The following is a 12270-nucleotide window of genomic DNA, read 5'->3' on the forward strand; positions in this document are numbered from 1 at the left end:
GCAAGAAACAATGGAGTTAAAAGAAAAAATATTATCATCATACGTAGCTTTTGAAAACGGTATAAATATCAACTCTGATTTACACGAAATCAGAACAAAAGCACTACAAAACTTTGAAAAGTTAGGGTTTCCTACTAAAAAGTTAGAAGCTTGGAAATACACTTCTTTAAATTCAATTTTAAAAGAAGATTACAGCATATTTCCTGATCGTGAAGCTGCGGTTGAATTAGCAGATGTAAAGAAATATTTTATTCATGAAATAGACAGCTACAAAATTGTTTTTGTAGATGGTAAATACAGTTCATTTTTATCAAGTACTACTCATGACGGAAAAGATGTTTGTTTATTATCAGCTGCTTTTTCAAAAGATAAATACAAACCTGTTATAGAAAAGTATTTTAATAAAATAGCAAAGCAAGATAATTTAACTTCTTTAAACACAGCATTTGCTACCGAAGGTGCTTTTATTCACATTCCAAAAAATGTTGAGGTTGAAAAACCTATTCAAATTATTAACTTTAACACAGGAAAAGAAAATGCAGCAATGTTACAACCTCGTAACTTAATTGTTGTTGAAAAAAACGCACATGTTCAAATTATAGAACGTCATCAAAACCTTAACAGTAATGCTGTTTTAACGAATTCTGTAACTGAAATTTTTACAGATACGCATTCAACAGTAGACTATTATAAGATTCAAAATGATAACGAAAATGCTTCTTTAATTGACAATACTTACATTGAGCAACAAAAAGAAAGCACTTGTTCTGTACACACCTTCTCTTTTGGTGGAAACATTACTCGTAACAACTTAAATTTCTATCAGAAAGGAGAGCATATCAACTCTATTTTGAAAGGAATCACTATTATTGAAGGTAAACAACACGTAGATCATCACACTTTAGTAAACCATATAGAGCCTAATTGTGAAAGTCATCAAGACTATAAAGGTATATACGGGGATCGTTCAACTGGTGTATTCAACGGGAAGGTTATTGTTGAAAAGGAAGCTCAAAAAACCAATGCTTATCAACAAAACAACAATATTTTAATTAGTGATAAAGCTACAATAAATGCTAAGCCACAGTTAGAAATTTTTGCTGATGATGTAAAGTGTTCGCATGGTTGTACTATTGGTCAATTAGACGATCAAGCATTATTTTACATGCAACAAAGAGGTATTCCTAAAAAAGAAGCCAACGCTTTATTAATGTATGCTTTTGCTAACACTGTTTTAGAGAGTGTTAAGATACCTGAAGTTAAAAAAAGAATTACCCAATTAATTGCCAATAAATTAGGCGTTAATATTGGTTTTGAACTATAAGTTGTTTTTCATATCTTTATGAAAAACAATCAATTATGAGTAAAAACCTTAAATCGATAGTACTAATTGCTGGTATCGTAATTTTAGCTTACGGAGTTTACACCCTTATACAACCAGAAACACAAGTTTCTGTTGGAGATGTAGATTTAATAAAAGCACAAGACAACACTGGCTCGTATATTACCATAGTTATTGGAATAGCAGCTATTGCCTTTAGCTCTTTTTTCGGAAAGAAATAAACCTTAAACGAATAAAATAAAAAGCGGAAAACCACTAGCAGTTTTCCGCTTTTTATTTATACATGTTGATCTATTAAAATTGTATTTCCATCAGGATCAAAGAATACGATACTTCCAGCACCTGATGTATTCTTATCAACTTCTCTTTTTAGCTTGATGTGGTTTTCTTTTAAATGCTGTTGAATGATTCTCACATCATCAAAATCTTCTAATTTGTTTGCGTTTTCATCCCAACCTGGATTAAACGTTAAGATATTATTATCAAACATACCTTGAAACAATCCAATTAATGAATTACCATTTTTCATAATCAAATAATTCTTTTCTATTTGACCTGCAAAAACAGTAAACCCCAGCATTTCATAAAATTCTCTCGATTTATCAATATCTTTTACTGATAAACTGATTGAAAAAGCCCCTAGTTTCATAATATTTTCTTTTTAATTTCTTTCTTCAAAAGGTATAATAATTCCTTTTTCAACATAATTTTTAAGTCCGTTTAGCAACAATGCCCAACAATAGGAAGAGTGCTTAAAATGATCATTCTCTTCTACCCAACCCCTGTGAAAAAAGTTCACCCAAGTAACTCCATCATCCTTTTCATACAAATCAAAACCAAATGTTGTAGAATTCCAATCTTTATCAGATTTGGTCATTTTTATGTAAAAAGAAGAATGCTCTTCACATTTTATTACTTCACCATACCAATTGTAAGGCTCACCAAAAAAGAGGTTGTATTCAGCTCCTATTTTAGGCATTCCAGTACATTTAAGTGGCCACCAATGTACCAAGTCTTCTGGATGAGTAATTGCCTTAAAAACCTCATTAGACAATGCCTTTATAGGGAAATTATGATAAACGGTAAATCCTTCTTTAACAACTTTCATAATCACCTGATTTTATAGCTATTAAAGTTAGTAAAAAATTAAATCAAAATAAAAACATCGTTTTATCTGTAAACAGTATTTACAAACAATATCCTTTTTACAAAATAATCGTTTACATCAATATCATTCATAAGAATGTAATTTGACATCGTATTGGGATGAATTGGATCTGCAGTAATTTGGATATTGTGAAGATAATTTTTAATAAATTCTGATTTATTAGATATCTTTTTTAAAGCCTTTATATACAATCCTGAAAGGTTTATTTGAACTCTTTTCTTTTTCAATAGCTCAAGTGTTTTATCTTTATTATCACAACAAAATATAGTTGATTTGGTATACCCAATCGTATTGTTTGTTGTTAAATATTTATACCTTTCTTTTATTAAAAAACCTTTTTTCCCTGAAGAAAGTCTCCTTTTTTCGATCCAAGTTGAATCTGGAACACAGTATATGTGTAATTTAAAATCATCATCTTTAAATCTTTCTTTACTTTTTTCTAGAACCGAATAGTTTTCATTTACAATAGCTTTTAAAAACTTCTTATAAGCTTTTTCTAATGCAATATTCGGGTATTCTTTTTTTAACGTGTTGGTTTCAAAACCTTCTAAAAATGAGTTTAAAGTTTTCACGTTTTCTTCACCAAATTCTTTTTCAAATTCACCCTGTTGAGAATATCCCTTAAAAAAAAACATAAACAAACAAACTACCAATACAATATTTTTCATTTCAAGCAATTAAACAGTTATTTAACCAAAATATTCATTTATAGTTAAACATCAAAATCTATTTACATAAAAATATCGTACAATTTGTAGAGAATCTTTATATGTATAAAACATATTTTGACTTACATTTCTAAGACTTCTTTAACATCATCTTCAACTAACCTAGTTACATTTTCTTCTTCTGAAATTGATTAATTGACTCCTTGAAAGAAATAGCTTTTTAATAAAAGAAAAATTAATAAACCCAACATCAATACTTATTTGAATTTACAAACTATTTTTTTATATTTATGAAAGTCAATCAATTATGAGTAAAAATTACAAATCAATGTTGTTAATTACTAGAATAGTAATTTCTGCATATGAAGTATACCCCCACCTTCTTCTACCAGAAACTTGAGTTTCTGGTAATGATTTAAATTTAATGAAGATATAAAACAATAGAGGCTCATATATTACCATTATCACAGGTATTATTGTAATTGCTTTAAGTTAATTTAAAAGTTGTAATTCCAAAAAACAAAAACATGGAAAATATTTACTTAATAATGATTGTAGCCTTGGTGATACTGGCAGTAGCAGATTTAATTGTTGGTGTTAGTAACGATGCGGTTAATTTTTTGAACTCTGCCATTGGTTCTAAGGCAATCCCTTTTAAAACAATAATGATTATTGCAAGTTTAGGAATCTTTTGCGGTGCAGTTTTTTCTAGCGGAATGATGGAGGTAGCTAGAAAAGGAATTTTTGTCCCTGGAGAATTTATGTTTAATGAAATCATGATTATTTTTATGGCGGTAATGATAACTGACATCTTACTGCTCGATTTCTTTAACACTTTAGGCATGCCTACATCTACTACAGTTTCTATTGTATTTGAATTATTAGGAGCTGCAGTTGCAATGGCATTGATTAAAATAGGAGCTTCAGATTCACAAACATTTTCAGATTTACTTATATATATAAATACAGAAAAAGCATTTCAAATCATTTCAGGTATTTTGCTCTCAGTATTAATTGCATTTTCTGTAGGAGCACTTGTGCAGTTCGTTTCAAGATTAATTTTTTCTTTTCATTACGATAAGAAAATAAAGTATCTAGGGGCATTATTTGGAGGCGGGGCATTAACAGCAATTACATACTTTATTTTTATGAAAGGATTAAAAGGAACACCTTATTATAAAGATATAAAAGGAATGTTAGAAGGGAATGAGATTATGATCATTTTTATTTCATTTATAAGTTTGACAATCCTTTCTCAAATATATATGAGTGTTTTAAAGAAGAATATTTTCATTCCTATTATAGGAATAGGTACCTTTGGTTTAGCACTAGCTTTTTCTGGGAATGACTTAGTTAACTTTATAGGTGTACCTATGGCAGCATGGCATTCATACGAAGCTTGGACTACTTCTGGAATTGATGCAACGTCGTTCTCTATGGAAGTTTTAGATAAAAAAGTACCTACAGAACCCTTATTATTGTTTTTAGCAGGAGGGGTTATGGTACTAACACTATGGTTTTCTAAAAAAGCGCGTTCAGTCGCTGATACAGAAATTGGTTTGTCAAGACAAGGAGAAGGAGCTGAAAAGTTTAAGCCAAATACACTATCAAGAGCAGTTGTTCGATTTACAATGTTAGTTTCTAAATATACCAATACTGTGTTACCAATATCTGTAGTTCAAAAAATAGATAAACAATTTCAAAAACCTATAGTTACAGTTTCAAAGAGTAAATCGCATGAATTACCAGCCTTTGACCAAGTAAGAGCATCAGTCAATTTAATGGTAGCAGGAGTTTTAATTTCTATTGCTACTTCTATGAAATTACCACTGTCTACAACCTATGTAACATTTATGGTTGCAATGGGTAGCTCATTAGCAGATAGAGCTTGGGGAAGTGAAAGTGCTGTATATAGAGTTGCCGGGGTTTTTAATGTTATAGCAGGTTGGTTTGGAACTGCAATTATTGCATTTATAGCTGCTGGTATAATGGCATTATTAATTAATTTAGGTGGACCAGCTGCTATTGCAGTATTGTTATTACTAGCAATTTTATTATTAGTTAGAAACTATATAGCTCACAATGAAAAAGTAAAAGAATTAAAAGCAGAAGATAGGTTAAGTAAAGCAGAAGGAAATTCAATTCAAGGAGTAATAGAAGAAAGTGCTGACAATATTTCTAAAGCTTTAAAAAGAGTTTGTAAGATTAATGACATGACTATTAAAGGTTTAATTAATCAAGATTTAGCTCTACTTAAAAAAGCTAAGAATAATGTAAACAAGCTTGAAGTAGAAATTGAAGATTTACAAAATGAAATTTTCTACTTTATTAAAGAATTAGACGACTCTTATTTAGCTGCGAGTAAATTTTATATAGATGTAACAGGTAGCTTGCAGGATGTAGCTCAATCATCTAGTCTAATTGCTAAGATTAGTCATAAACATGTAAATAATAACCACAAAGCATTAAAGAAAAAACAAGCTGCTGAATTATTAGAGATTAACAATAAACTGATAGACTTATTAAATGATATCAGCGAGATTTTTGATTCTAGAAGCTTTGAAAGAATAGTTCCTAAAATAGTTGAAGAAAAGATTGTATTACTAAACCATGTAGAAGAGTCAATTCAACTTCAGGTTGAAAGAACAAGAACAGAAGAGTCTAGTCCCAAAAACGCTACCTTATATTTTAGTATTTTACTAGAAACGAAAGACTTAATAAAATCTAATCTGGAAATTTTGAACCTGTATTATGAAAAAAATGAACAATTAAAAAACTAAAATTACTCTAGTACAAATAAAAAAAACCGCACGGTTGTGCGGTTTTTTTTATTTATCTGTCGAAATTTTCGACTACATTTCTAAGGCTTTCTTAGGATTGTTATCCATTAATAATTCTACTGGATTTTCTAACGCTTCTTTTACAGCAACTAAGAATCCAACAGACTCACGACCATCAATAATTCTGTGATCGTACGATAATGCTACATACATAATTGGTTGAATTACCACTTCACCATTTACCGCCATTGGACGATTAACAATGTTATGCATTCCTAAAATTCCACTTTGTGGAGGGTTGATAATTGGTGTAGATAACATAGAACCAAATACACCACCGTTAGTGATCGTAAATGTACCTCCTGTCATTTCATCAACCGTAATTTGTCCGTCACGAGCACGTAATGCTAAACGCTTTACTTCGCTTTCAACTCCTCTAAAGGTTAAGTTTTCAGCATTTCTGATAACAGGAACCATTAATCCTTTAGGACCTGATACTGCAATAGAAATATCTTGGAAATCGTGACTTACTTTGTAATCTCCATCAATCATTGAGTTTACGTCTGGATACATTTTTAATGCCCTTACAACGGCTAAGGTAAAGAATGACATAAATCCTAAACCTACACCGTGTTTCGCTTTAAACGCATCTTTATACTCATTACGTAAATCGAAAATTGGCTGCATGTTCACTTCGTTAAACGTAGTTAACATCGCTGTTTCGTTCTTTACAGAAACTAAACGCTCAGCAACTTTACGACGTAACATAGATAATTTTTTACGCTCACTAGTACGAGACCCAGTTCCTGGAGTTCCCATTGATGGAACCGCATTTACAGCGTCTTCTTTAGTTACACGACCATCTTTACCAGTTCCTTGAACGTCAGCTGCACTCATTCCTTTTTCAGCTAATACTTTCTTAGCTGCTGGAGATGCTGTACCTGTTGCGTATGTTTCTTTAACTGGCTCAGCTTTAGGTGCCTCTTTTTTCTCTTCAGCTTTAGGTGCTTCAGCTTTAGGCGCTGCTGCTCCGTCAGGTTTTGCTGCACTCATATCAATATGACAAACTACAGCTCCTACTGCTACTGCATCACCTTCTTCAGCTTTTAAAGTGATTATTCCGCTTTCTTCCGCAGGCAATTCTAACGTTGCTTTGTCAGAATCTACTTCGGCAATCGGTTGATCTTTCTCAACGTAATCACCATCTTCAACTAACCAAGTTGCGATTTCTACTTCTGTAATTGATTCCCCCGGAGAAGGAACTTTCATTTCTAAAACCATCAGTTCTAAATTTTATATATCTGAATTATTTTATTTCTTTTATTTGGGCGTTTCCCTATCGGGTCGGGCTTTACGCGCTACATGGTAGCTTGCTTCAATCCCTAACGCATTTATTTTTTAATCAAAAACCTTATCAATAATAGCTTGATGACGTCTTCTAAATCGTGCTCCTGAACCTGCTGCTGGTGACGAACGATACTCTTCTGAAGCACATTCTAATCTAGCCAATTCAAAACGCTCTAACATATAACTCCAAGCTCCCATGTTTTTAGGTTCTTCTTGTGCCCAAACATAACGCTCTACATTTGGATACTTATCCATTACCTCTTTGATTTTATCATTATGTAATGGGAACAACTGCTCTATACGAACTAAAGCTACATCTTCTCTACCAAGCTTTTCACGCTCTTCTAATAAATCATAGTAGAACTTACCTGTACAGAACACCATTTTCTTAGCTTTTGAAGTATCAATCGTATCGTCAATTACTTCTTGGAATGTTCCGTTCGCTAAATCTTCAATAGGATTTACTGCTTTTGGTAAACGTAATAAACTTTTTGGAGTGAAAACAACTAATGGTTTTCTAAAATCACGCTTCATCTGACGACGCAAAATGTGGTACATATTTGCTGGTGTAGAACAGTTTGCAATTGTCCAGTTATCAGTTGACGATGATTGTAAGAAACGTTCAATTCTTCCTGATGAGTGCTCTGGCCCTTGCCCTTCGTAACCATGAGGTAATAACATTACCAATCCGTTTTGTAACTTCCACTTATCTTCTGCCGAAGAAATATATTGGTCGAACATGATTTGTGCTCCGTTAGCAAAATCACCAAACTGAGCTTCCCAAATTGTTAATGTATTTGGAGCTGCCATCGCATATCCGTAGTCGAAACCTAATACCCCATATTCTGATAAGTGAGAGTTGTAAATAGTCATCTCTCCTTTATTCTTTGGATTTGTGTTTAACAAGTTTACACGATCTAAGGTTTCTTCATCACGCATAATTGCATGACGGTGAGAGAATGTTCCTCTTTCTACATCTTCTCCTGAAATACGCACATCATATCCTTCTTCTAATAATGTACCGTATGCTAAGTTCTCAGCCGTACCCCAATCTAACAAGTTATCTTCAAAAACCATTTTTTCACGACCTTTTAAGATACGTTCTGCTTTACGAACAAACTTATGTCCTTCTGGTGTTTTCGAAATAACTCTTGCAATATCTTTTAAACCTTCTACCGAGTAGGTTGTATCTACAGGCTGCAACATATGTTGTAACTGCTTACGTACAAATCCTTCCCAAACATCAGGCATGAATTCTTGAATTTTTGCTGTTTCTTTCTTTTTAGATTCCGCAAATTCAATTTCTAAATGTGCCTTGAATTCTTCAGTTATCACTTTTAAGTAGTCAGCAGTAATGCTCCCCTCAGCAATTAATTTATTTGCATAAATTTCTCTAGCATTTTTATGTTTAGAGATTGCTTTGTATAATTTAGGCTGCGTAAAACGAGGTTCATCACCTTCGTTATGACCGTATTTACGATATCCTAATAAATCAATAAAAATGTCTTTGTTGAACTTCATACGATATTCAACTGCCATTTCCATTGCATGACATACTGCTTCAGCATCATCAGCATTTACATGTAGTACTGGAGATAACGTTACTTTTGCCACATCAGTACAATAGGTACTTGAACGTGCATCTAAGTAATTAGTTGTAAAACCAACTTGGTTATTTACCACAATATGAATAGTACCCCCTGTTTTGTATCCGTTTAACTGTGCCATTTGCACAACTTCGTATACAATACCTTGACCTGCAATTGCAGCATCACCGTGCACTAAGATTGGAAGGATTTTGTTTTCATTTCCTTCGTAATCTTTGTCTATCTTAGCTCTAACAATTCCTTCAGCAACAGCATCTACTGTTTCTAAATGAGATGGGTTAGGAACTAAGTTCATTTTTTGACCTCCTTGATACTCTTTGCTTAAGGTTAACCCTAAGTGGTATTTTACATCCCCATCAATATCTTGGTCTTCAAAATCTTTCCCTTCAAATTCACTAAATAAATCGCGAATTGGTTTTTTAAAGATGTTTACTAAGGTGTTCAAACGCCCACGGTGTGCCATTCCCAACACACACTCTTCTACTCCATACTCTTCAGCTGCGTCTCTAAGCGCTACACTTACCCCTGGAATTAACGTTTCACCACCTTCAACAGAAAAACGTTTCTGCCCAACATATTTTGTTTGCAAGAAACTTTCAAAAGTTGAAGCTTGGTTTAATTTGGTAAGAATATACTTTTTCGATTCTACATCATAACTAGGATGGTTTGCGTTTTTGTTTAAACGCTCATTCCACCACTTTAACTCTTCAGGGTTGCGTACATACATATACTCAACTCCAATGCTCTCACAGAATACAGATTTTAAATAATCTATAATCTCAGCTAAACTTTTAGGACCTATACCTAAAATTTCACCTGCATTAAAAACTTTGGATAAATCTCCTTGATTTAACCCGAAATTTTCAATTTCTAAAGTTGGCGTGTAAGTTCTTCTGTTACGAACTGGGTTTGTTTTGGTAAACAAATGTCCACGTGTGCGGTAACCGTTGATTAAATCGATTACTAAAAATTCTTTACGTACTTCTTCAGGGACTTCTATCGAAACTTCTTCATCTGTTAATGAATAATTCTCGTTAGCCAAATCATATCCTTGAAAAAAACTTCTCCAACTTGGTTCTATCGCATCAGGATTTTTTTGATATTGTTCATACAAATCACCTATAAAACCTGCGTGTGCTGCGTTTAAGAACGAAAACTTGTCCATATATTTTGTTATACTTTTCTATCTATAAGAATAATGTTGACAAAAGTACAACTTTTACCAAAAATAGCACTCCTTTTTAGCCTAATTTTAAACTCTTTAACGAGTTTTTAGTTTTTGTTAAATTTGCGTTAAACGCACCTCTTTTCAGTAAAAATAAAGCACTGAATTTCAGCATCAAGAAAAATAGTTTTATTTTTTTTAAAAAAATAATTTGCAGATATAAAAAAAGGACTTAAATTTGCACTCGCATTTTAAGACAAGTACATCTTAAATTCCTCAATAGCTCAGTTGGTTAGAGCATCTGACTGTTAATCAGAGGGTCCCTGGTTCGAGTCCAGGTTGAGGAGCTAAAGGCAACGTAGAAGCCGATAATTTCTACAACATACATAGATTGTTCTACAAGAACATTCCTCAATAGCTCAGTTGGTTAGAGCATCTGACTGTTAATCAGAGGGTCCCTGGTTCGAGTCCAGGTTGAGGAGCCAAAAAAATCCGATTTACTTCCGTAAATCGGATTTTTATTTTATCTAAACTTAAAATTACACAAAAGCCCAACTTACTAACAAGTAGTAAGCCAGACTTCTGCTCTTGTATATACTAAATTAATGAAACAAAGTTTTCATTATAGGTTACTGCGCACTCCAACCACCATCTAAAGCAAATGAAGTTCCAGTAATAGTTGATGAAGTGTCTTTTGCCAATAACAGAGCCATATCAGCAATTGTTTCCAACGGAACAAACTGTTTTACCGCCTGTTTTTTCAGCATTACTTTTTCAACAACTTCTTCTACAGACATATTATGTGCTTTAGCTTGGTCTTTTATTTGACCTTCCACTAAAGGTGTTTTTACATACCCTGGACAAATTGCATTACATGTTATATTATAAGGCGCACCTTCTAAAGCCAGAACCTTTGTCATACCTATTACACCGTGTTTTGCTGTTACATAGGCTGTTTTAAACTCAGATGCCCTCAAGCCATGAACTGATGAAACATTGATAATTCTACCGAATTTCTGATCCTTCATAAAATTCCATGCTTTTTTTGAAGCATAAAAAGTAGCATTCATATTAATAGCAATAATACTTTCATACTTATTATTCGGAAAATCTTCTACAGGAGAAACATACTGTATTCCTGCATTATTAACCAACACATGCAATGTACCAAACACTTTTATTGCTTGATCTATTAATGTTTCAACCTCATCAGCAACCAGTAAATTCGCATTTGAAAAAGAAACTTTTACATTATACTTATCTCCTACGCTTTTTGCTATTTTATCACCATCCGCCTCCAAACCATGAAACATAATATTGTAACCTGCTTTGGCAAAAGCCTCTGCAATACCCAAGCCGATACCGCTAGTACTTCCTGTTATCAACGCTACTTTATTCATGATTCAGAAAATTTTCAAGCACTTTATTAAAAACCTCTGGTTGATCTATTACCGCCCCATGTCTTGAGTTTTCAATTACAGACAGTATTGCATTCGGCATTCTTTTTACATATTCTTCTTTGAAAGAAACAGGAGTATAATCCATATCAGAAGCTACCACTAGCGTTCTAACTGTAATATCTTTTAATTTATCCCCTAAACCCCAATCCATCAACGTGACAAATGAATTGTAATACGCATCATAATCATTGTTTTTACATCGTTCTTCAAATTGATTTCTCATTTCAATTTGATCATCTTCAGGAAACATATTATATGCAATTTCTTTAGCCAAAGGAAGCAACCCTTTGGTTTTCAAAAACTCGGTTCTTGAACTCAATAATTCTTTACCTATTTTTCCCATATCATTAAAATCGGGACCACTATTTACAATAACCAAATTATTAATGTATTCAGGATTACTGGAAGCTAACTGAAATGCTACCGCTCCTCCCATAGAAAAACCTATAACCGTGGCTTTTTCTATTTTTAAAACATCTAGTAATTGCTTAATATCTTCGGTCATGAATTTTACCCCGTAGTCTTTAGAGGGAATGGAAGTTTTTCCATGCCCCCTAAGATCTACTACCACAACACGATATTTTTCTGAAAAGAAAGGAATTTGCGCATCCCAATCTGCTTTGGTAGAACCTAATCCATGAAGAAACAAAAGAACCTCGCCTTTTCCATATTCTTCATAATCAAGCTCTATATTGTTTACTTTTACTTTCGGCATACTTTATAAGCTTAACGG

General features: G+C 32.8%; 10 protein-coding genes and 2 tRNA genes. 5 read left to right on the forward strand and 7 right to left on the reverse strand.

Annotated elements, in window-relative coordinates; all coding sequences use genetic code 11:
• The first annotated feature begins 10 nt into the window (after nt 1–10).
• Nucleotides 11–1324, forward strand: coding sequence for a Fe-S cluster assembly protein SufD (gene sufD / locus ACKTSU_RS12810; protein WP_408036818.1), 1314 nt, complete (start codon nt 11–13; stop codon nt 1322–1324).
• 35 nt (nt 1325–1359) lie between these two features.
• Entirely contained in the window at nt 1360–1563 is a 204-nt protein-coding gene (locus ACKTSU_RS12815) for a hypothetical protein (RefSeq protein ID WP_408036819.1), read from the forward strand.
• A gap of 56 nt (nt 1564–1619) precedes the next feature.
• Here ACKTSU_RS12815 and ACKTSU_RS12820 read toward each other — a convergent pair whose 3' ends face one another.
• From ACKTSU_RS12820 to ACKTSU_RS12830, 3 genes are all read right to left on the reverse strand, one after another.
• Nucleotides 1620–1991 (reverse strand): VOC family protein, encoded by a 372-nt coding sequence (locus ACKTSU_RS12820; protein ID WP_408036820.1) that lies wholly within the window; start codon nt 1989–1991, stop codon nt 1620–1622.
• A 12-nt stretch (nt 1992–2003) separates the two neighbouring features.
• On the reverse strand, nt 2004–2450 hold the full coding sequence (locus ACKTSU_RS12825; protein WP_408036821.1) for an SRPBCC family protein: 447 nt from the start codon (nt 2448–2450) through the stop codon (nt 2004–2006).
• Between the two features lie 62 nt (nt 2451–2512).
• Nucleotides 2513–3178, reverse strand: a complete 666-nt coding sequence (locus ACKTSU_RS12830) for a hypothetical protein (protein ID WP_408036822.1) — start codon at nt 3176–3178, stop codon at nt 2513–2515.
• Nucleotides 3179–3705: 527 nt separating this feature from the next.
• On the opposite strand from ACKTSU_RS12830, the gene ACKTSU_RS12835 reads away from it, so the two are divergent.
• Nucleotides 3706–5958, forward strand: coding sequence for an inorganic phosphate transporter (locus ACKTSU_RS12835; RefSeq protein ID WP_408036823.1), 2253 nt, complete (start codon nt 3706–3708; stop codon nt 5956–5958).
• Between the two features lie 72 nt (nt 5959–6030).
• Here the strand turns inward: ACKTSU_RS12835 and odhB are convergent, their stop codons facing one another.
• Together odhB and ACKTSU_RS12845 are read right to left on the reverse strand one after the other, a co-directional pair.
• Nucleotides 6031–7239, reverse strand: coding sequence for a 2-oxoglutarate dehydrogenase complex dihydrolipoyllysine-residue succinyltransferase (gene odhB / locus ACKTSU_RS12840; protein WP_299001632.1), 1209 nt, complete (start codon nt 7237–7239; stop codon nt 6031–6033).
• Between the two features lie 117 nt (nt 7240–7356).
• Nucleotides 7357–10077: a 2-oxoglutarate dehydrogenase E1 component gene (locus ACKTSU_RS12845; RefSeq protein WP_408036824.1), complete on the reverse strand. Its 2721-nt coding sequence runs from the start codon at nt 10075–10077 to the stop codon at nt 7357–7359.
• Between the two features lie 273 nt (nt 10078–10350).
• Here ACKTSU_RS12845 and ACKTSU_RS12850 point away from each other — a divergent pair.
• Nucleotides 10351–10424: transfer RNA gene (locus tag ACKTSU_RS12850), tRNA-Asn, on the forward strand.
• 61 nt (nt 10425–10485) lie between these two features.
• Nucleotides 10486–10562: transfer RNA gene (locus tag ACKTSU_RS12855), tRNA-Asn, on the forward strand.
• Between the two features lie 144 nt (nt 10563–10706).
• Here the strand turns inward: ACKTSU_RS12855 and ACKTSU_RS12860 are convergent.
• Together ACKTSU_RS12860 and ACKTSU_RS12865 are read right to left on the reverse strand one after the other, a co-directional pair.
• On the reverse strand, nt 10707–11477 hold the full coding sequence (locus tag ACKTSU_RS12860; RefSeq protein ID WP_408036825.1) for a 3-hydroxybutyrate dehydrogenase: 771 nt from the start codon (nt 11475–11477) through the stop codon (nt 10707–10709).
• Nucleotides 11470–12252 carry an alpha/beta fold hydrolase gene (locus ACKTSU_RS12865; protein WP_408036826.1) on the reverse strand — a complete coding sequence of 261 codons (783 nt, stop codon included), beginning with the start codon at nt 12250–12252 and terminating at the stop codon, nt 11470–11472. Before ACKTSU_RS12865 ends, ACKTSU_RS12860 begins: the two co-directional genes overlap by 8 nt.
• Nucleotides 12253–12270: the final 18 nt, after the last annotated feature.

The sequence above is a fragment of the Tenacibaculum aestuarii genome, from assembly GCF_964510395.1.
GTDB lineage: Bacteria > Bacteroidota > Bacteroidia > Flavobacteriales > Flavobacteriaceae > Polaribacter > Polaribacter aestuarii.